The sequence below is a fragment of the Thermohahella caldifontis genome (genome assembly GCF_041153465.1).
In the GTDB taxonomy this organism is placed as follows: Bacteria; Pseudomonadota; Gammaproteobacteria; order Pseudomonadales; family Oleiphilaceae; genus Thermohahella; species Thermohahella caldifontis.
The window spans coordinates 2,100,137-2,126,457 of record NZ_CP154858.1 but is presented as its reverse complement, the minus strand read 5'-3'; the positions used below and the strand labels follow the sequence as shown (position 1 = coordinate 2,126,457).

The following is a 26,321-nucleotide window of genomic DNA, read 5'->3' as shown; positions in this document are numbered from 1 at the left end:
GTTCAGCTCCTTTCAAGGATGACACGCAGACCTGACCGGTCTGTCCGGTTGTGGAAGCGGATGCGCAGGCCATGCAGTCTGACGATTTCACGGGCAATGGCCAGGCCGATGCCTGCCCCGGGCCGCGTATCCTGGTCACCACCGGCGCGGTAGAAGCGTTCTGTCAGGCGCTCCAGTTGGTCTTCCGACACGCCCGGCCCTTCATCCAGTATCTCCAGGCCCTGCCCGGTGATGCGGATGCGGATGGTGCTGCCTTCCGGGCTGTAGTGCAGTGCGTTGTCCAGCAGGTTGCGCAGGAGCACAAACAGCAGGTGCGCATGACCGGACCAGATCACGCCGGCCGGGTCGCCTTCTACCACAATCTGCTGCCGGTGTTGCTGCACCAGCGGCTGAATTTCCGTCAGCAATGACTTCAGCAGCGTATCCAGCGCGACCTCTTCGGGCTGCTCCAGTGAGGCGCTGGCATCCAGCCTGGCCAGCAGAAGCAGTTGTTCCACCATGTGATGCATGCGGTCCAGTGCAGCAATGGCCTTGTCGAGCATGCCTTGCCCCCGCTCTGCCTCCATCAGGCGGCGGGCATTTTCCAGCTGGATGCGCAGCCCGGCCAGCGGTGTGCGCAGCTCGTGGGCAATGTTGGCACTGACCTGTCGTTCCCGTTCGGCGTGCTCGCGAACGCGCAAGAGCAGGTCATTGAGCGCTGCAACCAGCGGCCGCAGTTCCCTGGGGAGTCCGGTTTCATCCAGGGGATCCAGATGGGCATAGCTGCGCCGGCGCAGGTCCCGTGACAGTGCATCCAGCGGCTTCAGCCCCAGCCGGACCAGCAGGATGATCAGCACCGCAATGGGCGGCAGACCGATGACCACGGGAATGATGGCGTGGCTGGCAATCTCCAGGACCAGTTCGCTGCGCACATCATCACGTTGCGCGACCTGAATCCACAGGCCTCCTCTGGCATCGTGGAGCGTGAAGACGCGCCAGACCCGGCCATTGAGCTCCACATCATGAAAACCGGGATTCAGCCGGGGCAGCCGGTTTTCCTGGGCCGTGGGTGTCTGGATGAGCAGCGTGCCATCCTGACGCCAGACTTCGAACGCCAGCTTTTTTTCGTATTTATGTCCCAGTTCGGTGTATTCCGTATCGTCGTCATCCTCACCGATGTTCAGAGGTGGCTCTTCGTAGGTCAGCGGCAGGGAGCGATCCGACTGCCGGATCAGTAAGGCGTGCAGGGTGCGGGCCATCTGCGCCATTTCCGCATCAAAGAGTTCTTCCACCTGTTCGGCGGTATCCCTGTAGTTGGCCCAGGCTGCCAGCAATCCGGCCAGCAGGATGACCGAGAGGATGCTGATCAGCAGAAAGCTGCGCAGGCTAGAGATACGCAGGGTCAATGCCATAACCCACTCCCCGGACGGTACGGATCACCGGATACCGGAGTTTCTTGCGCAGATGGTGGATATGAACCTCCAGCGCATTGCTTTCCGGGTCGTCTTCCCACCCATAGACCAGTTCGGCGAGCTGGCTCTTGGTCAGTACCTGCTGGCGATGGCGGATGAGTTCCTCCAGCAGGGCATATTCCCGGCGCGACAGTGTGACGGGCTGGTCGTCCACCCAGACCTGCCGGGAGGCCAGATCCACCCGGACCGGGCCCAGCTCAAACGTATTGGTTGGTGTCCCGCTGCCCCGGCGCGTGAGTGCCCGGAGCCGGGCGTGAAGTTCCTCGAAGGCGAAGGGTTTGACGAGGTAGTCGTCGGCTCCGGCGTCCAGGCCACTGACCCGGTCCGGGGTCTGATCCCGGGCGGTGAGGATGAGAACGGGCGTGCTGAAGCGCTGGTCACGCAATCGCTTGAGTACGGTGAGGCCATCCAGTCTTGGCAGGCCGAGATCCAGGATGATGACATCAAAGGTCTCGGACAAGGCGGCGTGCAGGCCGGCCTCGCCATCCCGCACCCAGTCTACGGTTTCGCCCGAGAGTTCCAGACCATCCTTGATACCCTCGCCCAGAATGGTGTCGTCTTCGATCAGCAGAATGCGCATGGGATCCTCGTTGGTGGCTGCGTCTGATGATGCCTCAACGGTGCCTTCGGGTAAAGCGCATGGTATGGGGCTGAAGGTTGGCCTTCAGGGGGGCAGCGTGATAAATTGGTTGCCAATATGTCCATGTGGAAATCAAAAGGAGCCGGATATGCTGAAACCCCTGAGCGAACTGGTGGCGGAAGCCAAGCGCCACTGCACCTGCCTGTCGCTTGAGGAAGCGGAGCAGTGGGTCCGTGAGACGCCGGGTGTTCTGCTTGTGGATGTGCGTGAGCCGGCGGAACATGCCGCGGGGGCCATTCAGGGTTTCATCAACATCCCGCGCGGGGTGCTGGAGATGAAACTGCCGGAATTGTGCCCGCATCCGGATCATCCCATTCTGCTTCACTGCGCCACGGGTGGCCGTGCAGCACTTTCCGCCGCCGCACTGAAGGCCATGGGCTACCGGCAGGTGCACATCATTGATGCGCCGTTCGACGTGTTGCAGGCTCGCTGGGGAAAGGCGGATGACAGTCAGGGTTGATGTATTTGTGGATGCGCTCTGCGTCTGGGCCTGGGTTTCGGGCATCCGGATCCGGGAAGTGATACAGCGTTTCGGAGATCAGGTTGAACTGGACTGGCATTTTCTGAACCTGTTCGGCTGCACAGCCCGGCGGATCGGGGAGGGATGGGCCGAAAAAGGAGGTTATGAGGGCTTTGCCGGGCATGTGGAACAGGTCTGCCGCGGTTTTGAGCATGTACAGCCCAACCCGGAGATCTGGCGCCATGTCAGGCCGGTCAGTTCCATGCCGGCACATCTGTGGCTGAAGGCGGCACAGCAGCAGTTGGCGGAGAAACACCGCTCTGCGGAGATGGGCGCTGTACTGGCCGCCGTCCAGGAGGCTTTCTTCTGCCATGCCCGGGATATTTCCCGGCAGGCGGTGCTGGAGGCGTGTCTGGCCGGACAGGGGCTGGACATCACCGATCTGGCTGCCCGGGTGGCATCCGGTGACGCCGCAGCAGAGGTGGCACGGGACCTGAACCTGGCAGACCAGTACCGGCTGCGGGGCAGCCCCTCGTATGTACTCAACGAGGGCAGGCAGATCCTCTTTGGCAATGTGGGTTACCGGATCATCGAAGCCAATATTCAGGAGATCCTCAACCGACCGGGTGACATTGCCTCCTGGTGCTGAGCCTCAGTGTGCCATTCCGCCCATGTCGCCAGGCTGGTGGGATGCATCGGTCAGCGTGTTCAGGGTGTGCAGGGTGATGTCTCCGAAACGCATCACCTGTCCGCCGTGCTGGCGGGCAAAGGTGCGGGCAGCACTTTCATCACCGAAACTTGCCAGTGTCGGCCCCATGGCACCTTTCCTGTCGGATCCGGCCACATACCAGGCGGTCCGGCCGTCAATCAGGTGGGCATCGTCGGGCCGGTTCCAGTCCGTGCGTGCCATGTCATGGACGTAAAAGGCGGCAACCTGATTGCGGTTTTCCGGCTGAAGCATCCAGGCCAGCAGATCCCGGGTCGAGCAGAACTTGTGTACCTGTCCCTGCTGATCGGCCACTTCTCCCTTGGGGCCGGGGAAACGCTGGATGGCCATGCCACAGAGATGGCACTCGTCCCCCGCGGCGATGGGTTCGGGACCGGCAGGCGAGCGGGTCTGGTTGTCTGCGGGGCTGCAGCCGGTGAGCCACAGGGGGATCAGCATCCAGGCCAGCCAGCTTTTCAGTACAGGCATTCCGTGTTTCTCCTTCGTTGACCTCTTTACAGTGTGCTTTCCGGGCGGATCGTGGTCCTAGAGCGGCCGCTTGCAGAAACGCCAGAGTGCCGCGCCCAGTGGCACTGCTGTCCAGGTACCGAGCGCCAGCCAGAGTCCGGCAGTGCCGCCCGGCAAACCTGCGCCCAGAGACAGCACTCCCGTCAGCGCACCCTGGGCATCCCCCAGGCTGAGCAGGCGGTAAACATCCGTGGGATTGGCCATCAGCAGCCAGGGCAGCGAGTCGGACAGGAAATGCCCCTCCGTGGCCACCAGGACCGCCAGCAAAACGAGATCGAAGAGCAGTACCATGACAAACCAGACCGCCAGGGCCAGGCCGGCGGCGGTGGACTTTTCGCTGGCCAGAGTGCTGACCAGATAGCCCAGTGCCAGGCAGGACCAGCCCAGGAGGATGCTGGCACCGGTGAAACGTGCAAAAGCCAGCAGCACTTCACCCGGTGCCATGTCTCCGAAAACCATGAAGGTCACTGCGGCCAGTCCGAAGCCCATTGCCATGGCCAGGGCCAGCAAGAGGGCGTGGCCTGCAAACTTGCCCAGCAGCAGGGCGGGGCGGCTCAGCGGATAGGCCAGCAGGAGCAGCAGGGTGCCCTGTTCTTCCTCGCCGACAATGGCGTCGTAGCCCAGCATCAGGGCCATCAGGGGCACCAGAAAGGTGGCCAGGGACGCCAGGGAGGCCAGCGTGGCCGGCAGGGGAGTGATACCGACGCTGCCGGATGCGGCGCCACCAAAGAGGGTAATGGCCAGGGCCAGCCCTGCAAAAACGAGGGTGGACGCCATCAGCCAGCGGTTGCGCAGGCTGTCCTTCAGTTCCTTGCCCGCCAGGACGCTCAGTGCAGTCATGCGTGCAGCCCTCCCTCTTGTTGCATGAAATGACAATACAGGTCTTCCAGAGACGGAGCGTGGATGTCCACGTCGGAAGGTTGATGCGCCAGCAGTGCAGCGAGGCGATCGAGCTTGTGGTGTTCATCCACCATGATGTCCAGCCCGTGGGCATTGACCTGACGGATGCCGTCTGTGCCCAGTGCCTGCCGTACCGCATCCCGGTTGGCCAGGCCATGCACCCGGATGCGTACGGGCAGGTTGGCCTGCTTGCGCAGGTCGGCAACCGAACCTTTCACCACAAGGCGGCCCCTGGAGAGAATGGCCACCTGATCCAGATGGCGCTCAATGCCGGGAAGGACGTGGGAGCAGAGCACCACAGCCGTGCCCTGAGCGCGCAGTCGCTCAAGCAGGGTATAGAGATCACGGGTGGCCACCGGATCCAGCCCCACGGTCGGTTCATCCAGAATCAGCAGTCGTGGCTCACCCAGCAGGGCCTGAGCCAGTCCCAGACGTTGCATCATCCCCTTGGACCAGGTTCTGACCTTGCGATCCCGCGCTTCCCCGAGCCCGACCTCCTCCAGCACCTTCAGTGCGGCAGTGGGTGCGACCCCCTTGAGCCGGGCAAAGAAGAGGATGGACTCCTTGCCGGTCAGTTGCGGGTAGAAGCGTACATTTTCGGGCAGATAGCCCACATGCTGGCGCAGCCGGGCATTGCCGGCGGCCTCGCCGAGTACACGCACCTGTCCTGATGCCGGGGTGAGCAGCCCGAGCATGAGCTTGATGGTGGTGGTCTTGCCGGCACCATTGTGGCCCAGCAGGCCCAGCATCTCACCGGTTGCAAGCCGCAGGCTGATGGCCTCCACGCCCGTCCCCGAGGGGTAGTGAAAGTTCAGGTTGTCCAGTTCCAGTGCGTACATTATCCACCCTCCGGCGGGGTCATCAGCGGGGCGGGATCTTCCACCCCCTGGGGTTTGAGTACGGGAAAGGCACGCTGGGCCCAGCGCAGGGTATCCACCGCCGGGCTGTGCATGAGGATGCGGGCCTGCGGAATGCGCCACACGAGCTTGTCGATCCGGTCATTGGGCGCATAGGGGACATCGCCGATGCCGTCGCCATTGCGGTCCCAGCCCAGATAGTCGCTCCAGTAGTTGCCACGGCCGTTCTCTGCCCAGGATTGGGGGCGTGTGGCCACATACTTCACCTGATGGGCGTTGCCGATGAAGGCATTGCCGAAGACCCGGTTGTCCTCCGATCCGGCGGTCAGGTGGATCCCGATGTCACAATCCTCCACCCGGTTGCCTTCAAAGGTGTTGAAAACCGAGTTGTAAACGAAGAAGCCCTTGCCTTCGCCGCCCTGAATGTTCACACCGCCGGTCTGACCGGCGCGGACGCCGGTGATGACATTGCCTTTCAGTGTGGAATCAGTGATGAAGTTCATCAGGATACCGTAGTTGCGATCCTGTTCGCTGCGATTGCCGATCACCTGAAGGCGGCGGCTCTGCATGAGGGCATAGCCGGTCCGGGTACGCGTGGTGCGGTTGCGGGCAACCGTGTTGTCATGGGAGTACATGTAGTGCACGCCATAACGCAGATCATGCAGAAAATTGTCCGTCAGGCGGTTGCCGTTGGCGGTGTCGATATAGATGCCGTCACGGGTGTGCCAGACCTCATTGTGATGAACATTGGCATTGTGCACGGCGAAGAGATGAATGCCGTTGCCACGATCCTGAGAGCGGAGGTTCAGGTCGCCTTCCAACTGATTGAAGGCGATTTCGATATCCCGGGTGCCATCGGCCCAGATACCAAAGCCCGGCCCCTTGAAACGGTTGTTGAGAATGCGAGCACCGGAGGCCTGCTTGCGAATGAAAATGCCGGCATTGAGTGCGGTCAGGTCGTGGCCCCAGTTTTCAATGCGGCAGCCTTCCACGGTGACCTCCGGTGCCGAAATTTCGAGCGTGTGGCCGCTGCCGCCGGCGTCGAGAATGGCGCCATCGGCGCAGCGCAGCTGTACGGGTTTGTCTATCAGAAAGTGCCCGGTATGGCGCCCGGCAGGGATCTGCCAGACGCCCTGGCTGAGTGTGCCGGGCAGCCGGTCGGCCGCCCGGGCAGCAGGGAGCAGGGTCAGCACGGCGAGCAGTGCCAAGCCGGTGCGCAGAATCATGCGATGCTCCCTGATAGGCATGGCTTACGCCTTCTCCACGATCATGCGGCCGCGCATTTCCATGTGCAGCGCATGACAGAACCAGTGGCAGTAGTACCAGAACACGCCGGGCTTGTCTGCCTTGAAGGTGATGGAGCTGCTCTGCTGCGGCCCGATTTCCATGCTCACGCCGTGCTGACAGAGGGCAAAGCCGTGGGTCACGTCTTCGATCATGTCCATGTTGGTGATGATGACCGTGACCTCGTCGCCCTGCTTCACCTTGAACTCGGTCAAGCCAAAGTTGGGCGCAATGGAGGTCATGTACACGCGCACCTTGTTCGGTCCCTTGCGGATGACCTTGTTGTCCTGCTCCAGGTTGACACCATCTTCCTTCGCCCATTCGCGGATATCCGCAAAGAACGGGTCATTGCGGTCCCAGATCTTGCGCGGCTTGACCTTGCTGCGGTGCACGATCATGCAGTCATGGGGCTCGGCATAGGTGGGGCCGTCATGAACCAGCACCATCTCGTCACCGGAAATGTCGATGAGCTGATCGTTCTCGGCATGCAGCGGGCCCACGGGCAGGAAGCGGTCCTTGGAGAACTTGCACAGGGAGACCAGGTACTTGCCATCCGCATCACGGGTCTCACCCATGGTGGTGTGGTTGTGACCCGGCTGATACTGCACGTCCAGTTTCTGCACGATGTAGTTGACCTTCTCGCCGTTATAGGCGCGGATAGCCTTTTCCACATCCCACTTGCAGATCTGGCTGTCGATGAACAGGGTGGTGTAGGCATAGCCCTTGTTGTCGAAGGCGGTATGCAGCGGCCCCAGCCCCAGCTCCGGTTCGGCCACGACGGTATCGCGCTCCTTGATCTTGCCGGCGAACAGATCCGGCAGGCGGTCGATGGCAATCACGGTCACGGTGGGCGAGAGCTTGCCGTTGGCGACGAAGTACTTGCCGTCGGGCGAGGTGTTCATGCCGTGCGGGCTCTTGGGCACCGGGATATAACGGGTAAAGGGGCTGTTGGCCTCCTTGCGGCCATCCAGTACCGGTACCTTCGAGTCGCCAATGGTGGTGTACTTGCCGGCCTTGATCGCGGCTTCACAGGCGTGGATGTCGAAGATCACGGCCCAGTCGCGCTCGTTGCGCATGGTTTCTTCCAGCGTCACCCCTTCCTCTGAGTTGTAGCAGGTGGCGGCGGCAAAGCGACCGGTATAGTCCGCATCGGTGTTATCCAGGTTGCCGTCCACGATCACCTGGAACGCCATCTCCATCTTTTCGGCATCAATGACGTTGAACATGGTGAAGTACTTGGCCGGATCGGTCAGGTCACGACCGTCATTGGGCTGGGGAATACGGAATTCACCGTTGCAGAACACGTATTTGGTATGGGGCACCTTCTGCACCCGCAGACCGTGGATCGCCTGCACGTTGGGGATGGTCAGCATGGCGTCGCACTTCATGATGTCGCAGCGGATCCGGGCCACGCGGGTGTTCAGCTTGTCGTTGATGAACACATACTTGCCGTCATAGCGGCCATCCGTCATGGACATGTGCGGGTGGTGGGCGTCACCGGCGAGCAGATGGGCTGAGTCACCCTTGATGCGCTTCGACTGATCGGTCAGGCCCCAGCCGGTGGCCGAGTCGATGTTGAAGACGGGAATCCGCATGAGTTCGCGCATGGACGGCAGGCCCATGATGCGCACTTCGCCGGAGTGGCCGCCGCTCCAGAAACCGTAGTACTCGTCCAGCTGGCCCGGCTCGATAGTGGCTTCCTTGCGGGCCTTTTCCACCGCATCCGCCCAGGCTTCGCGGCTCAGGACCATGCCGCCGAGGCCGGCAGCCGCCAGTGCGCCGGCACTGCCCAGGGTGGCCGCACCCAGAAATCCCCGGCGGGTAACGCCGGCAGGCTCATCTTTCTGAAGGTCTTTCTTGTCTGTCATTGTGCTTTCTCCGTGTATCAGGACAGTGGCCTCAGGAGGCCGTTTCCAGTTCAACAGCCGGAATACGGTCACCGGCAGGTTGCGCTTTGCGTGCCCGTCGTGCCTTGTTGATGAGCGGCGGACACTTGTTCGGGTTGTGATAGGTCATCTGGCAATCCAGGCAGTAGTGGCATTCCTGGGTGTTGATGTGACCGTCGGGATGAATGGCCTGGATCTCGCACTCCACCTTGCAGAGCTGGCAGGGCTGGCCGCACTCCTTGCGCCGGCGCAGCCACTGGAAGATCTGGAAGCGACTGGGAATGGCCAGGGCAGCGCCCAGCGGGCAGATGTAGCGACAGTACACCTTGCGGGTGAAGATATTCGCCACCAGCAGCACGACGGCATAGAGCACAAACCACCACTCACGCTGGAACATGAGCATGATGGAGGTCTTGAAGGGCTCCACTTCGGCAAAGCGTTCTGCTTCGGCCATGGATTGCAGGGAGATGCCGAAGAGACCCAGCAGGATCAGATATTTGAGGGCCCACAGGCGCTCGTGGAGGAAGAAAGGCAGCTCGAACTGGCGGATTTTCAGTTTCCGGGCAGCCTCATTGATGAGCTCCTGCAGCGCACCGAACGGACAGAGCCAGCCACAGAACACCCCTCGGCCCCAGAGCAGGATGGTGGCGGCCGTGAAGCTCCAGAGAATGAACAGCATGGGATCGCTGAGGAACAGTTCCCAGCGGAAGTCACTCATTAGGGCATGGACAAAGGTCAGGACATTGACAACGGAAAGCTGCGCCAGACCGTACCAGCCGATGAAGCCCACGGTGTAGATCAGGAAGACCCGACGCAGGTTGTGCAGGAACCGGGGGTAGCGCACCAGCCAGTCCTGCAGGAACATGATGGCAAACAGCAGTACCAGGCTGATGCCCAGCACCGTGATCTGGAATGCGCGCTGATGCCAGATCTGCACCCACAGCGGCCCTTGCGGTTCGGCGCTGGGCTCGGCATACACGGCCGGCTCCACGTAGGGGGCACCCAGAGCCAGTTCCCGGTCAAAGCTGACGAAGGTACTGGTCAGCGGCCCGGTCTGGCGGCGTACCACCAGTTCCAGCGCAAAGGGCGCTGCGGGGTTGAATTCGTAGTGACCGCGGACAATGAAGATGGCCATTTCGCTGAAACGGGGCATACCTCCGGCGTACACATCGCTGAGACGGAAATAGTCCAGATCCCGGAAGCTGATGTCATTACCGTTCTGGCGCACCCGCACACGGTCGAAAATACCGCCCCGTACATAACCACTGCCCTTGAATGAATAGAGACCATTGGCCATGACGGCGATGGCATGATCGCCGGGCTTGAGCTCGTTGGTCAGCCAGCGGTACTGATCTTCGCCCAGCAGACTCTTGCCGATGGCCGGCGGGGTGAGCAGGGCAAAATACAGGTCAATGAAGGTCTCCTGGCGGGCCGATTCCGGCGCAGCGTCCACGCCTTCGGCTTCGGTACCGCGAAAGGCATCACCCACCTCGCCGCGGGTCAGGTGCAGGCGACCCAGGGCATTCTGCTGAAGCAGGGTCTGCCAATTTTCCGTGGCATCATAAGGCAGTACCTTGCCCGGTGATACCAGCGTCTTGCCGCTGATGAGCGCCAGCGCCAGCGCCACCTTCTGTGCGGCACGAGTAATGGCCTCGTTGACCACCATGACCGTCACCGTTGCTCCGGTAATGGCATCCACGGTCTCGGTGCTGTCGTCCGAGGCGGTGCCCACGACGACCTTCTTGCCGGCCGGAATGCCCGAATACTGGGCGGTGAAGTCAAAGAGTTTCTGTTCGGGGATGCCGACCAGCAGGATGGGTTCGTGGTGCTCCAGCACATAGGCATCCTTGATGACGCCCTTCGGATCCAGCGTGACCAGCACATTGACCGGCTTGCCGGAATAGGCCGGGATATTCACGACCTGCACGGTTTCGAAGGCATAGCCCAGAAGGGTATCCTCCCTGACCACTTTCCATACCGGCAGGGTGCCCGCCTGGGTGGGCTGAATGTCGGTCAGGTCCGGGAACAGGGTGTGGAGACGGTCTTCGGGTTTGGTGCTGGCGCACGCCGCGTTGACCAGCAGGGCCAGAAGCGCGATACCGATCAGGACGAGTTGCCGGAATCCCTTGGAAATAGCCATGCCTCTCTCCATGGTGAGTGGATAGCAGGCAGGCTAACGTGGAAGAAGGGGGAGGCATTGACCCAAGTCAATGTCATCCGGATGTGTTGATCGTGAGCAGGCAACGAGTCTGAAAATAATATAAAATATAATGATTAGCATTACGAAGTGGATCTGATTATGAACGGTATTGAACAGGAAGTGCATGACCATGTGATCTATGTGCGCTTTATCGGGCATGTCACAGCACAGCACATGATTTCATGGTTGTCGGAGGTAGCCGGGCACTTATCGGGGACCGACTCGGCGGTACTGGTGGTGGAAAGTGCGGAAGCGCATGAGATCGAGGCCGGGGCGCGCCGATATATGGTGACATGGATGAAGGCGAATCGTTCGCTGTTGCGCTCAGGGTGCCGGGCGGTGATACGAATCGTGCGGGACCGGCAGCAGCGGGCAAAGCTCAGCAGGCCCCAGATTGCCAAGGCATTTCCTGTGCCTTTGGAGCTGGTCGACTCCAGGGAAGCAGCCTGGGAATGTGCCCGGAGGTGGCTCTCCGGGCAGTGCACTTAATACGTTATCTGGTAAGTTGCGGTCAGGGTGCGTCCCCGTGCCTGTATGCCTGATGGTGTGCCATAGGTTGCTTCCGCCCATTGCGCGTATACAGTCTTGTACTTGCGGTTGAACAGGTTCTGCAAACCGAGGCCGAGTGTTCCTGCCGGGAGATCAAATGAAGCGCTGGCATTGACCACCAGGTATCCTTCAATGGGTTTGACGGGCGTCAGATTGCCCTGAGCATCCACCTCTGTGGCTTTGCGATAATCCTGAACCTTGATGGTTTCAAGGCGGAAACGCGCATCACTATCCTGCCAGGCCACATAGGTGGTCCATTTTTCCGGGGGCACTTCACTGGCGTCCAGATCAGTCCAGATGCCGGTATCCGAGTCCTGAGTCCGGCCTTCGGTAAACAGATATGACACGCCGGCTGTCAGTGTATCGCTCAGCCAGAGGTCCAGCGCCGCTTCGGCACCATAGATACGTTTGGGCTGGGTCAGGACCGACACTGAGTAGTCACTGTTGAATACAGCAGTCTTGTCCGAACGGTTATAGAAGCCGGTCAGATGCGTCGTGAAACGGTCATGGTACATTTCCCAACCGGCCTCAAAGCTCCTGATCCTGATCGCTTCCAGATCAATCTGATCCACAGGCGTATAGGCCCCTCCCGTAATCAGCGTCAGCTGACTGTCCGCAGCAATGGCGTTGCGCAGAAGGCGGGCCGTATCCGGCAGCTCGTAGCCTTCGCTGTATGACGCAAACAGGCTGTGGCCGTTTGCAAGATTCAGTCTGAACCCCAGGTTTGAAGTCAGCGTGTTGTATTGTAGCGAAGAAGCCGGGACCTGTGTCGGGGAAAATGCAGCGGGCAGCCCGGAAAGATCGTACGCCTGGTCTATGAGACTCTCGTAGGGAGATGTGAAGCTGCTGATCTTTTGTCGGATGCGTTCATAGCGCAGCCCTCCACTTAATGTCAGGGCGTCTGACAGGGCATGATCCAGCTGCCCGAACAAGGCGGATTTTGTGGTGGTCACTGACGGACCATAGTCATACTCGCTTCCTGTCGCGCGGTAATGCAATCCATTGCTTGCGAGGAATGTCACCGGATCATAGCTGCGTGCATGCTGGCGGCCTTTTTCCCGTTCAAGATCCACGCCCCAGGTCACGGACGTTTCCTCGGTCAGCTTTCGGTCAAATACCAACTTGGTGCCACTGATCCAGGACTGGCTTCTGGACTGGTTGACAGCCAGCCGGGCCTGAGCTGAAAGGCCGGGAAGGTTGGGCAAGGCTGCGGGAAAGGGAAAGAACTGATAGTCCCGATCACGAAAGTAGGTGACCAGATTGAGACTGCCCCACGGCGTGACCGAATCAGTGTATGCGACTTCCAGTCGCTTGCGGTGGCTGTAGGGCTGGGCGTCGAGCTCAAGGCCCTCCGCGGCCTGGTTTTCAACCGGTACCATACCGCCCGAGACCACATAAACGGCGGCAGGCCCATAGTTGGGACCAAAGCGCGAGTTCATGTCATCTTCAAAGAGTTCTGCGGTAAAGGTGAGCTTGCGAGAGTCGTCCAGCTCATAACCCAGCTTGAAAAGGAAATCCTTAGCACGGCTGTCATCCCGGCCGATTTGAGCCGGTTCGGGTGCGAGTCGCTGCCCCGTGGCGTCCTGGCTGTCTTCCCGGGTTTCCAGACTCAGGGAAGCATACAGGGAAAGTGCCTGCTCCCTGTGGGAAACCGACTGGCCGACCTGCCAGCGGCTGCGGCTCAGAGTGCTGGTGGATGCATTCATGGTCAGGCCTGCACGACTGGAAAAGGCCGTCCCCTCTGTGACAGCTTCCCGTGTAATGACGTTGACGATTCCTCCGGTTCCGCCGGAGCCATAGACGGCTGTTGCACCGGGGACAACCTCAATACGCTCAATCTGGTCCAGATTGAGGGTGCTGAGCTGGCGACTGACTCGCCGGTTTTCGGTTTGCGGTATTCCGTCAATGAGAACCAGGACGTCCCGCCCACGAAGTGTCTGAGTGAAGTCTGTTGTGAGCTGGGTGTCCGGTGCCATGCCGGGTACCACTCGGGCCAGGACCTCAGAAACCGTAGCACCGCTTCGGGCCGACTCTTCTATCTGGTCCTGATCAATGACCTGAACCGGTTTTGGCAAGTCCGAGAGGGAGCGAGGTGCTCGTGTTGCAGTGACGACAAGATCCTGCAGAACGAGGTTTGTCTGTGCGTTTGAATTCACGGCCCCCAGCATGGCTGGTAACAGCAATAGGGTTTTGGCCGGAAAAGTGCTTTTCATTTGCTTTCTCCTGATTTGAGACATGTGTAGATGTGCTGATCCCTTTCTTGTTGTCTCATAGCCTGTTGTGCGTCATGAGTGCCGTGCCGAGTGCGGGGGTATGCCGCCAAAACCGGGAGCACACCAGTAACGCCAGAATGCTGCCGCCCAGACCGCTGGCGACCACACCTGTTGTCATCTCGAATGGGGCCATCATTTCGCGACCCAGTGCATCCGCCATCATGACAAGCAGCGCACCGCTGAGAAAAGAGCCACTCAGGAGGTGGGTGGGGTGGCGTAGCCCCAGCAGGCGGGCAATGTGGGGCGCGAGAAAGCCGGTAAAGCCCATGCCACCTGCCACTCCCGCCGCCAGCGCAGCAAGAAGGGTGGCGCCGGCGAGCAGCCAGGCAGGACCTCTTTCCGGGATGATTCCCAAGGAACGGCTGTGGAAAGGATCCAGCTGGAGGGCCTGCAGAAGGGATGTCTGTGTGAACAGCCAGGGAATCATGATCACCATGAGGGTGACAAGCGGTATTGAGTTTGCCGGATCCGCAGCCCACAGGGAGCCACTCATCCAGGCCAGAACTTCCGTTTGCTGAGAGCCACCCATGACCAGGACAAGCGTAGCCAGGGTGGAACACAGCGCTGCAAGGCCGAGTCCCGCGACTGCCACTCTGGCCGGGGCGAGCTGATCGCGTTTCAGAATACGGATCATCAGAGGCACAACGATGAGTCCTGACAATCCGGCAATCAGAGGCCACAGCTGACGCGGGGCATCCGGCCAGAAAGACAGGCATATCGCAACCCCGAGTATGGCCAGCCCGGACGCCCCGGAAATATCGGGGCCTGCTACCGGATTCCGGAGAATGGACTGATACAGCATTCCGGAAATGCCGAGGGCACCTCCGGCAAGCCCCCCGACAAGCAGCCTGTCCAGATTGAGCGATGATTCTGTCAGAACAAGCAAAACAATGCCGCCGGCGAGAATTGTCAGGCTCGCAGTCGCTGGCAGTTTGAGATGAGCGGCGTCCAGCCGTGCCGAAGCTTCAGGCTGATTCTGGCTGCGTACCCGCCAGATAAGAATGAGAAGGATGGGGGTGCCGATCAGCGCAGTGAGCGCTCCGGTCGGGATGGGGAGATCCCCGAAGGAAAGCAGGCGGGCAAGAATGTCGGCACCGATGGTTACGGCCATTCCCGCCAGCATGACTTCCGGCATCCGTGGCTCCGGATATGACCGGTCGGGGATGGCACGTGCAATATGGGGAGATGCCAGCCCGGCAAAACCCAGAATGCCGGCATGGTAGGTTGCCAGTGAACTGACGGCAACCGCAAGCCCGAGCGTACCGTAAACGGTGAGTGCTCCGACGCCCAGAAGCCGTGCCGGACTCTGCCCCAGGCGGAACACGCGAAGTGCCGGCATGCTCAGACAGAGCAGCGCGCATGCCAGTAAAAAGAAAGGAAGACTCTCCAGTGTGCCTGTCCATCGAATGGCGTCCAGGCTGCCTGCGCCCCAAAGAAAGACGCCTTCCAGTCGGTTCTCAAACAGCAGGAGCAGACCCGAGTTCAATCCGGAAAGGACAAGAGAAAGTGCCATCCCGGTGAGCAGTGTCGTGTGTGTGCCACCACCTGCAGCACGGCTTGCAAAAAGAGTGACCGAAGCAGCCAGGCCTGCACCGCCGAGTGTCGCCAGCCATTGCCATTGGCCTGGTACCAACCACTCAGCGATAATGGTTGCCGTCAGTGCGCCACCCATGATACCGAGTGTAGTCGGGCTGGCCATCGGATTTTGCAGCACCGTTTGGATCAGGTACCCTGCTCCCGCGAGCACCGCACCACAGCTCAGAGCCATAACCGTTCTGGACAAGACCAGTTCGTAAAAGGCCCCGGAGCCTTCAGGCGTGCTGGCGGACAACAGCCCGAAGGGAGGCAGTGTCAACGCCGTTCCTGTCAATACCAGCGTGGCACAGGCAAGCCAGAATAAACGGTTCATTCGCATGTGGCGGTCCCGGTCAGTGCATAAGTGGTCAGCTCGGCCATGCGCACAACCGATACGGGACCACCGTAGCTCCAGAGAGCGGGAAGCCAGTACACCCGGCGCTCCTTTCTGGCTTCCAGCAGGCGCCATATGGGATCAGCGGTCGTAGAGGTCCGGAGGACAGTATCTTTTGCGGAGAGCAGCAGCTTTGCCGCGGGCAACTGCAATAACCGGCTTCCCGAGTAATGTGAGAAATCCCTCCCGGGCAAAGTGCGTATCGGGGGAACCTGGAGCCCCAGGCGCATCAGGACCCCGGAAGGCATGGAGTCCGTCCCGTATATCCTGATACCGAGTCCCATTCCGACGGGCTTTCCGAAAAGCACCGGGCTGCCCTGGAGGCCGTGTTTCCGGATAACCCGGGCACAGCGCGCCAGCACATCGTTCATGGCTTGAAGCTGCTGCCTGGCCAGCGCCTCACGGCCGGTGAGCACGCCCAGCCGGATGAAGTTCCGGCGCATCTGGTCAAGGTAATCCATATCCGGCTCGTCACGGCTGTACTGGGGAAGCAGCACCAGCGGAGCAATGCGTTCTAACCACTGACGAGCCGGTCCATGACGCCATGGGTAACCTACAATTGCAGCAGGTCGTGCGGAAGCAAGAGCCTCAAGGCTGGGGCGATCCCGGTAACCTATCTCGGCGACGCCCTCAGGTAGCGGCGGAGTGTTTGATTGCCATATCCGGTAACCGTTCTGGCTGGCAACAGCGACAGGTGTGATGCCCAGAGACAGCAGCATTTCTGTTGCAGTCCACGACAGTGCGGCAACGCGGACTTGGCCTGCATGGCCAAATGTGCTGAATATCAGGCCTGCCAGCAGGGTCGATGTCAGGCGCAGCATACGGGTTCAGCCCTTGTGGTGGTGGCGGTGCGCTGTAGCCTGAAATCAAGCGTCGGCTGGCCTTGGGGGTCAGTGAGTCTGATCAGTCTGACTCTGAACACTTCTTCGGCCAGATCCGAGTCAAGCAGTTGGCTGGGAGGGCCCGCGAAGCGCAGATGTCCCTGATGGAGCAACAGAACATGATCACTGTACCGCAGTGCCTGGTTCAAATCATGGAGAACCCAGACCACAGTCTTCTTGTGTTGTCTGACAATTGACCGCACACGATGCAGCAAGTCCAGCTGATGATGAAGGTCAAGCCAGGCGGTGGGTTCGTCCAGCAGCAGAACAGGCGTATCCTGGGCTAACGCCATGGCCAGCCAGACACGCTGAACCTCGCCGCCGGATAATTCGGTGATGCGCCGGTGCCGCCAGGCACTGACCTGGCACACCCGCATGGCATCACTGATGATGGCTTTGTCTTGCGCGCTGAGCCAGCCCTGCCACCGTTGCCAGGGATACCGACCGCAAGCGACTACTTCTTCAACAGTCATGTTCTGTGGCCGCTGAGCACTCTGAGGCAGGAGCGCAACCAGTCGGGCTCTCTGCCTTGCCGGGAGCAGGTTCAGGGGCGTTCCATTGATGTTGACTGTTCCCTGTGAGGGTGGGGTCAGGCCTGCCAATACAGAAAGCAAAGTGCTCTTTCCGCTGCCGTTGGGTCCGATGACAGCCGTGATACGCTGCCCCGGGATTCTTGCGGTCACAGGGTGCAGCAAGCGCGAGTTTCCTTTGTCGAGCGAAAGAGAGTCCAGAGAAATCATGCCGGGAATCCAGATACGTTTTATTGTATTTGAAACTAAATGAGTCTGATTTGCAATAGAATTAGCGATAATAGCGCGCCCGTGGCGGCTACGAAAGGCACAACAAAAAGCAGTTCTGAAGTTGTTGACAAGTAGGAAAGGACCGCTCCGCAAAGGCTGCCGAGACTGTGGGACAGTGTGAGTGTCCCTCCGGCAATGCCGGGCGCAGGTTGTTGCAGATGGAGTCCTGTAGTGTATGCGGGAATGATAGGGGCAATTCCAAGGGACAGTAACGTGATGCTGGCGATATGGGCGAATGGCTCGGGCTGCATGGCCAGAATGATGGAGAGTGTGAGCGAGACCATCTGAACATGGCGAATCCAAGGACGTCGCGAAAGGAAGGCATGGCAGATGGACATTGCAGCGCCGGACAGCAGCAGCGTCGTTGCCAGCCAGAGAATGACACTGTCAGCTTCTACTCCCGGCATTCGCATCCACATTGGTGCCAGCGTCAGCTGAAGGTAGCTCAGAAGCATGGCTATACCCGCTGCAAGCAATGCACAAGGTGCCTTCAGCATGTGCAACATCGCCGCAATGATATGACTGGGTGGCAGTGTTTTTGTTGCGACACTTCGGGGAACCGGGGAGGACGGACGAAAGAAGAGTGCTGCGCCCAGGAGGGCCAGCAGAAAGCTGATTGCGTAAAGCGAGGTACTCCATGAGAAAAGCATCATCAGAGGGGCGATCAGTCTGCCAGCCTGGGCTGATGCTGAAATATCTGCGAAGTGGAGAAAGGATCTCTGATCAGATTTGAAGGATTGAGCTATTGGCACCAGTCCGGCACTGGATGCCCCGTGGCATATCCTGCCGCCTGCAAGCAGGACCGTGGCTGCGAGCGGAGCAATCCAGTGGCTGCTGTACCCCGTTAAAGTCAGTAGCAACACAGTATTTGCGCAGAGAAACAGTAAAGCACATCTGTAGAACATGTGTTCAGTCGGTTGACGCTGCAACATCGTGATCCAGCAGATCAATCCCGGCACCATGGCAGCCTGTCCCAGAGTTACGATCAAGAGCCACTGGGAATAACTCAGTGGTGACAGATCCGGGAGTGCCGGCAAAAGCAGGATCCAGGCAGATTGGATGGCAGTGCATAAACCAACGATCAAGCGCATAGATGTAAATGATTTGCATTTGTATTAGAAAGTGATTATTGTCATATTTCTCCTTGAAATCAACGGTGGGATATCTATGACTGATGTTGAGCTCTGCGCCGACTGGCAGTCAGCCCAGGCTTTTTTCAATGCGCTGGCCCGTGAATGGCCTGGTACAAAAGACGATACAGGACAGGATGGGACCGGTTGGTTGCACTTTCCATTGGCCGGGGGGCGTTTGTCCGTAAAAGTTGCCCGCAGGTCGGGTTTCGGAAGGTGGTGGGTGGAGTTGCCCGCCATCTGCACGCGCATGGGGCAGAAGGAAGCCGAGCTGACCCTGACTGAAGCTGTGGATGTGCTGGTCTCGGAAACTCAAGTATGGCCTGAAGTTTCAGATACGCAGCGCAAACATTTTCTTTCTCGGGTGAGTGGCAGCATTCAGGCTATCCGCCGAAGTCTGGGCAACCGGGCACTAATGGCCCGGCTTGAGAATACCGACCTCTGTTTTGAGGATGCTGAAGCAACATTGTTTGCAGGCCATTCGGTGCATCCGTGCCCAAAAGCGAGAGATGGATTTGGGGATGAGGACATTGAACGGTACACGCCGGAATACGGCCAGTCCTTCAGGCTCTTCTGGTATGCCGTGATCCCGGATCATTTGCGGGTAATGGGAGATCCCGGGTTGTGGGATGCCATTGCCCGGTCGGTGCTTCCTGACCGGACCGGGCTGCGATGGCTGCCTGTGCATCCTTTTCAGCATCGCCGGTGGGAAATCAGTGGCGACCTGGCCAGGTGGAGAGCGCTGGGCTGGGTTCGGGACGTGTGCCTGGCGGGGCCACCGTGGCGGCCGACAAGTTCGGTGAGAACACTTTATGCCAGCGGGTTCCCATGGATGTTCAAGTCGTCTTTGTCAGTCAGGCTGACCAACTCCCTGCGCCATCTCAGGGAGCAGGAGCTGCAGCGCGGAGCGCTCCTGAGTGATATTCTGCGGGAGGAGGCTGTTCAAAGCTGGAAAAATGCCCATCCTGCCTTTCATATTCTTGAAGAACCGGTGGCGGCGGTTATGGTCGATACCCGGGAGGAGGCATTGGAGGCCACGGCAGCGTCCTGGAGAAGTCATCCATTCGGTCCAGGGCAACGGGTTCAGCCATTGGCTTTACTGTTGCAGCCCCACCCGATATCTCGTGTCTGTTTGCTTGAGCGCCTGATTGGAAGGGCATTCCGGCCTGAAGATCAGGCACGGGACTGGTTGCGCGGATTTCTGGACCTGGTGGTGGCACCTCTGCTCGAAGCGCAGGGATCTCTGGGCTTGTTATTCGGGGCGCATCAACAGAACCTTTTGCTGGAGCTGTCAGATGGTTTGCCCTGCAGGGCCTGGTTCCGTGATTGTCAGGGCACGGGATTCACACCGTTGGCGCGGGATGTGCTGGATCGGTCCGTCAGGCTGCACCCGTCGGCTGGCAATTGCATTTCCGCAGCACTCGGTGCGCAACTGCTGACCTATTACCTGTTTGTCAATTCTGCGTTTCAGGTCATGGCAATGCTCAGCCGGTTTTGTGATGAGAGAGATTTGCGGCATGACCTCCGGCAGTGGTTGCAGGCAGATCGATGGCAGAAACTGCGTGACCGCTCGGTAGTGGATGCATTGCTCACGAGCCCGGTCTTGTACAGCAAACGGAACTTCTATCTGGCCTTCTCGGGGGTGAACGAAAACTCGGCCACCGATATCTCTTCGTTGTACACCACGTGGCCAAACCCTTTGGTGCATTCCCCTTCCGGCAATGCGAGCCAGCAGGAGGTATCAGTATCGTGATAGGGCAGGAGAACACAATGACACACAATTCTGACTCGGAATTGGCTTCGGCATTTCAGAACGCTCCAGGTAGTCTGGTAGCCCAGGCAAAACGTGTGGACGCTTTCTTCCAGCGTTTCGGAGTGGACAGCCTGCAAGTACCGGAAGAAAACAGGGAGGACTGGATCCCTTTGTTGTCATGCCTCGGAGTGTCTGTCCTTCGTAGTGGCCGTATTGACCGGGCGTTATTTTACCAGTTGCGAGAGCCTTGGTTATCACCTGCTCTCTGGCCAGTGACGCCGTATGCAGGCCTTGCGCAGAGTGCGCGCGCCGTGCTGCCTGATGGTGTTGTATATGAGCGCCATGTTGCGGCACTTGGCGGCACTCTGTCATTGCGGTGTGCAAGCGTTACTGAGGATGGGGAACGATTCTGGCGCTGGCAGAACGAGCCGCGTGTATCACGGGTCTGGGAGTATGCCTGGCCCCGGAAGCAGCTGGATGACTATCTTAGAGAGCGTCTTGATGATCCTCACAGCATGCCGCTCATTGCCTGCCTGGACGAGCACCCTTTTGGATACGTTGAGGCATACTGGGCCCAGGAAGACCGGTTGGGAGATTACTATGACGCTCAGCCATGGGATGCGGGATTTCACCTGTTGGTCGGAGAGGCGTGGTTCCTCGGCCGAGGGCGAGCCATTCATCTGATCAACGGAATCAGTCATTTTCTCTTCCTGCTGGATCCTCGCACCGGCTGTCTGGTAGGGGAGCCGCGCGCGGATAATGCAGTTCTGTTGAGATACCTCTCCCAGACAGCCTGGTATAAGGAGCGGGAGTTTGATTTTCCGCACAAGCGCGCGGCCTTGGTGAAATGTGACCGCCTCGCCTTCTTCCATACCACCCGGCTATGAGGGAATCAAGCATGGAAGTGTGCGACAGACTGCACGCTCAGACGATTGCGCGGCTGCTGAGCGAAGCAATCTATGAAGAGGATCTTGTTCCCGAAGAGTTGATGTTGGGGTTCTATAGCTTGTCTGCCGGGAGTGAGAGGCTGATATTCAAAGGTACCAGAGAGCCTTGGGGCGGGTTGCATATCTGTCCGGAAAGTATCCGGAATCAGCATGGCAAGGTCCCGAGAGCCGAAAAGATACTCATCGGCCTGGCACCGGCTTTGGGGATCCATCCCACTGTACTGGGGATGTTGTTGGAAGACCTTGGCAATACCCTGTATTCCGGAAGAATTCAGATGGAACGACTCGGGAGCATGACGGCGGAAGATTTACTCGAACTCCCGCCGTACCACCTGGAAGGTTTGCTTGATGGTCATCCGAAAATTCTGGCAAACCGTGGTAGGCTGGGCTGGGGAGCGGATGACTTTGAACGGTGGGGGCCGGAGTCGGGACGGCCAACAGGCGTGGCGGTGCTTTTGGTTGAACGCGATTCTGTTGCCATGACACCTCAGGCAGCTGACCCTTGGGCCCTTATCAAGAAGGTATCACCGGAAGGCTTCTGCCAGTGTCTGGCATTGTGCCGGGAACACGAACTTCAAGCCGGCGAATTCATACCCGTTCCGGTTCATCCCTGGCAATACGAGCGTTATATCCGTATTCATTATGCGGACATGATTCAGTCGGGGAAGATCTGGTACGCCGGTGTCGTGCCCGGCCAGTGGTGGCCACAAATGTCCGTCAGAACGCTCTCGATGGAACCGGTGAATGCGGTACCGCTTCCTGATCTGAAGCTGTCACTGACAGTGCTCAATACATCCTGCTACCGGGGCATTCCCGCTGAGCCGGCGTTGGCGGGGCCTGAACTGTCTGCATGGCTGGCTGACCGGTTACAGGAGGATGACGAGCTTGCCCGCCCCCTGACGATACAGCGCGACCTGCTAAGCCTGCACGTGCCTCATCCGCTTTATCATCAGACGGAAGGGATTCCTTATCGATACAGGGAGTTGCTTGGAGCTGTGTGGCGGGAGTCGTCATCCATGGTTGCACCGTCAGAAGAAAGAGTACTGCCTTTGGCGGCCTTGTACCAGCGTGCCGGGGATGGTGTCAGTCTGATCAGTGAGCTGATCAGGCGTTCTTCGGTCGAGCCTGAGAATTGGTTGAGCAACCTTTTTGACCATGTGTCAGCGCCTTTGTACCTGCTGATAGCCAGGCATGGTGTAGGTGTCATCGCTCACGGCCAGAATATTGGTGTCCGGTTAAGAGATCATGTGCCTGTTGGGGCCTTGATAAAGGATTTTCATGGTGACGTTCGCCTGGACAACACGATGTCCTATCCGGACTTGCCGAAAAAGATTCTGGATGCGGTTGCTCATTTACCCCCTGATCACTTGGCTCATGATCTCATTACCGGGCACATCATGAGTACGCTGAGATTTGTTGCACGCGTCCTGGCAGACGATGGACACCTGACCTCGGGGAAGTTCTTTCATCTTCTGGGGCGGAGGCTGAGAGCCGTGGAACAAAGTCATCCGGAGCTGGCAGACAGGTTTACTGCGCTCGGAGTATTTCGCTCCGATATCGCGCGGCTGCTGGTGAATCGGGTGCGCTACCAAGGTGGGTATAGTGATACATCAGGACGGCCCCGTCATCAACTGGGTTCTCCGATCCCTAACCCCTTGCTACAGGAGTATACGAATGAATGATTCGCGTTACGATCTGGTTGGTGTAGGGTGTGGCCCTTTCAATCTCAGCATTGCTGCGTTGGCCGATGAGGCCGCACAGGCGGGAAGGCCGCTGAAAACCTGTTTCTTTGATGCTCGTCCAGAGTTCGAGTGGCACCCGGGAATGATGTTGCCTGGCAGTTCATTACAGACATCCTGCTTCAAGGATCTGGTGACACCAGTGAAGCCCACCAGCCGATGGAGTTTCATGAACTATCTGGTTGCTCATCGCAGATTTTACCGGTTTCTACATGCCGATATGAAAACTGTCAGCCGGGCGGAGTTTGCAGACTATCTCCGATGGGTGGCTGAGCAACTGCCAAATGTGCACTTTGGTTGTCGTGTCAGTTCTGTGAGACACGAAGGTGATTACTTCAGGATCAGTGTCGATGGCCTGAATCAGCCTGTATTCGCAAGGTCTCTGTGTGTCGGTACAGGATTGCAACCCAAGTGGCCGTGCGAGGTGTCTCCGGAAATGGCCTCCCATATCACACATAGCCATGACCTGAGCCTGACTGATTTCAGTTGTGAAGGGCAGACCGTTGTTGTCATTGGGGGCGGGCAGAGTGGTGCTGAAATTGTTCTCAATCTGTTGCGTCATCATTGGGGCGCCTCAAGGCGAATACTATGGATTACCCGCAGACCCACACTGTCTGTACTGGACGACTCCCACTTCGTTAACGAATTTTTCACTCCGGCCTGGATGCACGCTTTTGTACGGCTGGATCTGCCCGTGAGACAAAGATTGGTGGCTGAACAGAAAATGGCTTCTGACGGTATCTCGGGGGAGACCCTCAAAGAGCTTTACCAGTTGCTCTATCGCATGAGTATTCTGACGCCAGAATCGTTGCCGGAGATTCTGGTGGGGCGAAGTGTGCGCTCAATGAAGGCAAGGAACCGTCGTGTCCTGATTCAGACAGAGCATTTGTTGTGTGGCGAGTCCGAATGGTTTGAAGCTGACCGGGTAATCTGCGCAACCGGTTATGATAACCGTTACCCATCATGTCTGGACCAACTGAAGGAGTATCTGCCGGACAGTAATCCCCTGGCCGAAGCGGAAAATCTGGATTTTGAAGTGCCGTTGAAGGGTTCGGGTCCCCGGCTTTTTCGTGTGAACAGTGGGAGAGTACGTTTGGGTATTGCGGAGCCTCAGATGAGCCTTATGGCCTGGAGAGCAGCGAGGATTATCAATGCCGTACTGGGAGATTCGTTCTACTCTACCGAGCCTGAACACTCGTTTGTGGGCTTTTTGCCGGCTAAGGAGCGGGGCAGAGAGAACGCGGGGAAGAGCGGAGAATCAACAAGCAGAGGTGAGTGTAGCGCTTTTCCGGCATGACATCCGGTGGAAAAGACAGGGGCGTTAACGCCCCCTGGAACTTGATCCGGATCAGAAGTCGTAGTCCGGAGCCGCCGGAGCTGCCGGCTTCTTGTCTTCCGGCGCGTCGGTAATCATGGCCTCGGTGGTCAGCATCAGGCTGGCGACAGACGCAGCGTTCTGCAGCGCAGTCCGGGTGACCTTGGCCGGGTCGATGATACCCATTTCGAGCATGTCACCATACTCTTCGGTCTGAGCGTTGTAACCCCAGGACACGCTGTCGTTGCTGCGCACCTTGTCGAGTACCACGCTCGGCTCGACACCGGCATTGGCCACGATCTGACGGAACGGCTCTTCCATCGCCCGCAGCGCGATGCGGATACCGGCCTTCTGGTCCTCGTTGGCGGCCTTGAGTTCGGCCTTGCGGACAGCGTCTGCCGCCCGAACCAGCGCGATACCGCCACCCGGCACGATGCCCTCTTCAACGGCTGCACGGGTCGCGTGCAGGGCGTCGTCCACCAGATCCTTCTTCTCCTTCATCTCCACTTCAGTCGCCGCGCCCACCTTGATCACGGCCACACCGCCGGAGAGCTTGGCCACGCGCTCCTGCAGTTTCTCGCGGTCGTAATCGGAGGTGCTGGCCTCGATTTCCTTGCGGATCTGAGCCACGCGGGCTTCGATGTCTTCCTTCTTGCCGGCGCCGTCAACGATGGTGGTGTTCTCCTTGGTGATCACCACGCGCTTGGCTGAACCGAGCTGATCCAGCTCAACCTTGTCCAGAGACAGACCGATCTCCTCGGAAATGACCTGGCCGCCGGTCAGGATGGCGATATCCTGCAGCATGGCCTTGCGACGATCACCAAAGCCCGGCGCCTTCACGGCAGCAGCCTTCAGGATGCCGCGCAGGTTGTTCACCACCAGTGTCGCCAGGGCTTCGCCTTCCACATCCTCGGCAATCAGCAGCAGCGGACGGTTGGCCTTGGCAACGGCTTCGAGTACCGGAAGCAGATCGCGGATGTTGCTGATCTTCTTGTCATAGAGCAGCACATAGGGGTTGTCCAGCTCGACCTGCATCTTGTCGCGGTTGGTGATGAAGTACGGAGACAGGTAACCGCGGTCGAACTGCATGCCCTCGACCACCTCCAGCTCGTTCTCGAGGGACTTGCCTTCCTCGACGGTAATCACGCCGTCGCGACCGACTTTTTCCATGGCCTTGGCCAGGATGTCACCGATGTCGGTGTTCCAGTTGGCGGAGACGGTGGCAACCTGACGGATGGACTTGTTGTCATCGCAGGGCTTGGACAGCTTGTGCAGCTCGTCCACCGCAGCATTCACTGCCAGATCAATACCACGCTTGAGATCCATGGGATTCATGCCGGCAGCAACGGACTTGTGGCCCTCACGCACGATGGCCTGAGCCAGCACGGTTGCGGTGGTGGTGCCGTCACCAGCCAGATCTGCGGTCTTGGAGGCCACTTCCTTGACCATCTGGGCACCCATGTTCTCGAACTTGTCCTTCAGCTCGATTTCCTTCGCCACGGACACGCCGTCCTTGGTCACGCGGGGCGCACCAAAGCTCTTGTCCAGGATCACGTTGCGGCCCTTGGGACCCATGGTCACCTTCACGGCGTCAGCCAGGATGTTGACACCGGCCAGCATGCGCTCACGCGCTTCCTGGGAAAACTTGATCATCTTCGCGCTCATGCTGCTTTCTCCTGAGTCTGAACGTCATCAATCACAGCCAGAATGTCAGATTCACGTACAATCAGGTAAGTCTCGCCGTCGAGCTTGATTTCGGTGCCCGCAAACTGGCCAAAGACCACGCGGTCACCCACCTTCACGGACAGCGGACGCAGCTCACCGTTCTCTTTCAGTGCACCATCGCCCACGGCCAGCACTTCGCCCTGAGTGGACTTTTCTGCGGCCTTGTCAGGAATGATGATGCCACCTTTGGTTGTGGTTTCGGCCTCAAGACGACGGACCACAACACGGTCATAGAGCGGTTTGATATGCATGCGAGAAATCCTCCCGTTGATTCTCAGCAAATCACTCGTTTGGGTTTCGGGTGCATGGAGCACGCTCCCTTGGGCCC

General features: G+C 59.1%; 22 protein-coding genes. 7 read left to right on the top strand and 15 right to left on the bottom strand.

What is annotated here, in order from left to right:
- Nucleotides 1-2 precede the first annotated feature (2 nt).
- Both AAIA72_RS10275 and AAIA72_RS10270 read right to left on the bottom strand, forming a co-directional pair.
- Complete coding sequence (locus tag AAIA72_RS10275; protein WP_369600226.1) at nt 3-1,391, bottom strand: ATP-binding protein; 1,389 nt, start codon at nt 1,389-1,391, stop codon at nt 3-5.
- A complete protein-coding gene (locus AAIA72_RS10270; protein ID WP_369600225.1) occupies nt 1,366-2,031 on the bottom strand; it encodes a response regulator in 666 nt (221 codons plus the stop codon). The genes AAIA72_RS10275 and AAIA72_RS10270 overlap by 26 nt, the downstream gene beginning before the upstream one ends.
- Before the next feature lie 148 nt (nt 2,032-2,179).
- On the opposite strand from AAIA72_RS10270, the gene AAIA72_RS10265 reads away from it, so the two are divergent.
- Together AAIA72_RS10265 and AAIA72_RS10260 are read left to right on the top strand one after the other, a co-directional pair.
- Entirely contained in the window at nt 2,180-2,551 is a 372-nt protein-coding gene (locus AAIA72_RS10265) for a rhodanese-like domain-containing protein (RefSeq protein WP_369600224.1), read from the top strand.
- A complete protein-coding gene (locus AAIA72_RS10260; RefSeq protein WP_369600223.1) occupies nt 2,535-3,200 on the top strand; it encodes a DsbA family protein in 666 nt (221 codons plus the stop codon). The genes AAIA72_RS10265 and AAIA72_RS10260 overlap by 17 nt, the downstream gene beginning before the upstream one ends.
- A 3-nt stretch (nt 3,201-3,203) precedes the next feature.
- Here AAIA72_RS10260 and AAIA72_RS10255 read toward each other — a convergent pair whose 3' ends face one another.
- The 6 genes from AAIA72_RS10255 to nosR are packed head-to-tail and all read right to left on the bottom strand — an operon-like array spanning nt 3,204 to nt 10,852.
- A complete protein-coding gene (locus tag AAIA72_RS10255; protein WP_369600222.1) occupies nt 3,204-3,746 on the bottom strand; it encodes a nitrous oxide reductase accessory protein NosL in 543 nt (180 codons plus the stop codon).
- 57 nt (nt 3,747-3,803) lie between these two features.
- Complete coding sequence (locus AAIA72_RS10250) at nt 3,804-4,625, bottom strand: ABC transporter permease (protein WP_369600221.1); 822 nt, start codon at nt 4,623-4,625, stop codon at nt 3,804-3,806.
- Complete coding sequence (locus tag AAIA72_RS10245) at nt 4,622-5,524, bottom strand: ABC transporter ATP-binding protein (RefSeq protein ID WP_369600220.1); 903 nt, start codon at nt 5,522-5,524, stop codon at nt 4,622-4,624. Before AAIA72_RS10245 ends, AAIA72_RS10250 begins: the two co-directional genes overlap by 4 nt.
- Nucleotides 5,524-6,768 (bottom strand): nitrous oxide reductase family maturation protein NosD, encoded by a 1,245-nt coding sequence (locus tag AAIA72_RS10240; protein WP_369600219.1) that lies wholly within the window; start codon nt 6,766-6,768, stop codon nt 5,524-5,526. Before AAIA72_RS10240 ends, AAIA72_RS10245 begins: the two co-directional genes overlap by 1 nt.
- A 24-nt stretch (nt 6,769-6,792) precedes the next feature.
- Nucleotides 6,793-8,694, bottom strand: coding sequence for a TAT-dependent nitrous-oxide reductase (gene nosZ, locus AAIA72_RS10235; RefSeq protein ID WP_369600218.1), 1,902 nt, complete (start codon nt 8,692-8,694; stop codon nt 6,793-6,795).
- A gap of 31 nt (nt 8,695-8,725) precedes the next feature.
- Nucleotides 8,726-10,852, bottom strand: coding sequence for a transcriptional regulator NosR (nosR, locus tag AAIA72_RS10230; RefSeq protein ID WP_369600217.1), 2,127 nt, complete (start codon nt 10,850-10,852; stop codon nt 8,726-8,728).
- Between the two features lie 159 nt (nt 10,853-11,011).
- Here nosR and AAIA72_RS10225 point away from each other — a divergent pair, with 159 nt between their 5' ends.
- Nucleotides 11,012-11,401 (top strand): hypothetical protein, encoded by a 390-nt coding sequence (locus AAIA72_RS10225; protein WP_369600216.1) that lies wholly within the window; start codon nt 11,012-11,014, stop codon nt 11,399-11,401.
- On the opposite strand, the gene AAIA72_RS10220 is transcribed toward AAIA72_RS10225, so the two are convergent.
- Genes AAIA72_RS10220 through AAIA72_RS10200 form a run of 5 tightly spaced genes read right to left on the bottom strand, consistent with a single transcriptional unit; the run spans nt 11,398 to nt 18,346 of the window.
- Entirely contained in the window at nt 11,398-13,674 is a 2,277-nt protein-coding gene (locus AAIA72_RS10220) for a TonB-dependent receptor (RefSeq protein WP_369600215.1), read from the bottom strand. The two genes, AAIA72_RS10225 and AAIA72_RS10220, sit on opposite strands and share 4 nt — an antisense overlap.
- Before the next feature lie 55 nt (nt 13,675-13,729).
- Nucleotides 13,730-15,643: an iron chelate uptake ABC transporter family permease subunit gene (locus AAIA72_RS10215; RefSeq protein WP_369600214.1), complete on the bottom strand. Its 1,914-nt coding sequence runs from the start codon at nt 15,641-15,643 to the stop codon at nt 13,730-13,732.
- Nucleotides 15,640-16,524 (bottom strand): iron-siderophore ABC transporter substrate-binding protein, encoded by an 885-nt coding sequence (locus AAIA72_RS10210; RefSeq protein WP_369600213.1) that lies wholly within the window; start codon nt 16,522-16,524, stop codon nt 15,640-15,642. Before AAIA72_RS10210 ends, AAIA72_RS10215 begins: the two co-directional genes overlap by 4 nt.
- The gene (locus AAIA72_RS10205; protein ID WP_369600212.1) at nt 16,512-17,324 is read right to left on the bottom strand and encodes an ABC transporter ATP-binding protein; all 813 of its coding nucleotides are present in this window, start codon (nt 17,322-17,324) and stop codon (nt 16,512-16,514) included. The genes AAIA72_RS10210 and AAIA72_RS10205 overlap by 13 nt, the downstream gene beginning before the upstream one ends.
- 35 nt (nt 17,325-17,359) lie before the next feature.
- Nucleotides 17,360-18,346, bottom strand: coding sequence for a hypothetical protein (locus tag AAIA72_RS10200; protein ID WP_369600211.1), 987 nt, complete (start codon nt 18,344-18,346; stop codon nt 17,360-17,362).
- A gap of 391 nt (nt 18,347-18,737) precedes the next feature.
- Here AAIA72_RS10200 and AAIA72_RS10195 point away from each other — a divergent pair, with 391 nt between their 5' ends.
- Genes AAIA72_RS10195 through AAIA72_RS10180 form a run of 4 tightly spaced genes read left to right on the top strand, consistent with a single transcriptional unit; the run spans nt 18,738 to nt 24,250 of the window.
- Nucleotides 18,738-20,267, top strand: a complete 1,530-nt coding sequence (locus AAIA72_RS10195; RefSeq protein ID WP_369600210.1) for an IucA/IucC family siderophore biosynthesis protein — start codon at nt 18,738-18,740, stop codon at nt 20,265-20,267.
- A 17-nt stretch (nt 20,268-20,284) separates the two neighbouring features.
- A complete protein-coding gene (locus tag AAIA72_RS10190) occupies nt 20,285-21,154 on the top strand; it encodes a GNAT family N-acetyltransferase (RefSeq protein ID WP_369600209.1) in 870 nt (289 codons plus the stop codon).
- A gap of 11 nt (nt 21,155-21,165) precedes the next feature.
- Complete coding sequence (locus tag AAIA72_RS10185) at nt 21,166-22,896, top strand: IucA/IucC family siderophore biosynthesis protein (protein ID WP_369600208.1); 1,731 nt, start codon at nt 21,166-21,168, stop codon at nt 22,894-22,896.
- Entirely contained in the window at nt 22,889-24,250 is a 1,362-nt protein-coding gene (locus AAIA72_RS10180; RefSeq protein WP_369600207.1) for a lysine N(6)-hydroxylase/L-ornithine N(5)-oxygenase family protein, read from the top strand. Before AAIA72_RS10185 ends, AAIA72_RS10180 begins: the two co-directional genes overlap by 8 nt.
- 51 nt (nt 24,251-24,301) lie before the next feature.
- Here AAIA72_RS10180 and groL read toward each other — a convergent pair whose 3' ends face one another.
- On the bottom strand, nt 24,302-25,933 hold the full coding sequence (gene groL / locus AAIA72_RS10175) for a chaperonin GroEL (RefSeq protein ID WP_369600206.1): 1,632 nt from the start codon (nt 25,931-25,933) through the stop codon (nt 24,302-24,304).
- Nucleotides 25,930-26,244, bottom strand: a complete 315-nt coding sequence (groES, locus tag AAIA72_RS10170) for a co-chaperone GroES (RefSeq protein WP_369600205.1) — start codon at nt 26,242-26,244, stop codon at nt 25,930-25,932. The genes groL and groES overlap by 4 nt, the downstream gene beginning before the upstream one ends.
- Nucleotides 26,245-26,321 lie beyond the last annotated feature (77 nt).

What these genes read in the sequence shown, in the direction of transcription:
- AAIA72_RS10205 (WP_369600212.1), bottom strand. Translation starts at nt 17,324, where the DNA reads ATGATTTCTCTGGACTCTCTTTCGCTCGACAAAGGAAACTCGCGCTTG.
- AAIA72_RS10255 (WP_369600222.1), bottom strand. Translation starts at nt 3,746, where the DNA reads ATGCCTGTACTGAAAAGCTGGCTGGCCTGGATGCTGATCCCCCTGTGG.
- AAIA72_RS10190 (WP_369600209.1), top strand. Translation starts at nt 20,285, where the DNA reads ATGACACACAATTCTGACTCGGAATTGGCTTCGGCATTTCAGAACGCT.
- AAIA72_RS10270 (WP_369600225.1), bottom strand. Translation starts at nt 2,031, where the DNA reads ATGCGCATTCTGCTGATCGAAGACGACACCATTCTGGGCGAGGGTATC.
- AAIA72_RS10265 (WP_369600224.1), top strand. Translation starts at nt 2,180, where the DNA reads ATGCTGAAACCCCTGAGCGAACTGGTGGCGGAAGCCAAGCGCCACTGC.
- AAIA72_RS10225 (WP_369600216.1), top strand. Translation starts at nt 11,012, where the DNA reads ATGAACGGTATTGAACAGGAAGTGCATGACCATGTGATCTATGTGCGC.
- AAIA72_RS10275 (WP_369600226.1), bottom strand. Translation starts at nt 1,391, where the DNA reads ATGGCATTGACCCTGCGTATCTCTAGCCTGCGCAGCTTTCTGCTGATC.
- AAIA72_RS10215 (WP_369600214.1), bottom strand. Translation starts at nt 15,643, where the DNA reads ATGAACCGTTTATTCTGGCTTGCCTGTGCCACGCTGGTATTGACAGGA.
- nosZ (WP_369600218.1), bottom strand. Translation starts at nt 8,694, where the DNA reads ATGACAGACAAGAAAGACCTTCAGAAAGATGAGCCTGCCGGCGTTACC.
- AAIA72_RS10260 (WP_369600223.1), top strand. Translation starts at nt 2,535, where the DNA reads ATGACAGTCAGGGTTGATGTATTTGTGGATGCGCTCTGCGTCTGGGCC.
- nosR (WP_369600217.1), bottom strand. Translation starts at nt 10,852, where the DNA reads ATGGCTATTTCCAAGGGATTCCGGCAACTCGTCCTGATCGGTATCGCG.
- AAIA72_RS10180 (WP_369600207.1), top strand. Translation starts at nt 22,889, where the DNA reads ATGAATGATTCGCGTTACGATCTGGTTGGTGTAGGGTGTGGCCCTTTC.
- AAIA72_RS10185 (WP_369600208.1), top strand. Translation starts at nt 21,166, where the DNA reads ATGGAAGTGTGCGACAGACTGCACGCTCAGACGATTGCGCGGCTGCTG.
- groL (WP_369600206.1), bottom strand. Translation starts at nt 25,933, where the DNA reads ATGAGCGCGAAGATGATCAAGTTTTCCCAGGAAGCGCGTGAGCGCATG.
- AAIA72_RS10240 (WP_369600219.1), bottom strand. Translation starts at nt 6,768, where the DNA reads ATGATTCTGCGCACCGGCTTGGCACTGCTCGCCGTGCTGACCCTGCTC.
- AAIA72_RS10210 (WP_369600213.1), bottom strand. Translation starts at nt 16,524, where the DNA reads ATGCTGCGCCTGACATCGACCCTGCTGGCAGGCCTGATATTCAGCACA.
- AAIA72_RS10220 (WP_369600215.1), bottom strand. Translation starts at nt 13,674, where the DNA reads ATGAAAAGCACTTTTCCGGCCAAAACCCTATTGCTGTTACCAGCCATG.
- groES (WP_369600205.1), bottom strand. Translation starts at nt 26,244, where the DNA reads ATGCATATCAAACCGCTCTATGACCGTGTTGTGGTCCGTCGTCTTGAG.
- AAIA72_RS10200 (WP_369600211.1), bottom strand. Translation starts at nt 18,346, where the DNA reads ATGGTGCCGGGATTGATCTGCTGGATCACGATGTTGCAGCGTCAACCG.
- AAIA72_RS10245 (WP_369600220.1), bottom strand. Translation starts at nt 5,524, where the DNA reads ATGTACGCACTGGAACTGGACAACCTGAACTTTCACTACCCCTCGGGG.
- AAIA72_RS10250 (WP_369600221.1), bottom strand. Translation starts at nt 4,625, where the DNA reads ATGACTGCACTGAGCGTCCTGGCGGGCAAGGAACTGAAGGACAGCCTG.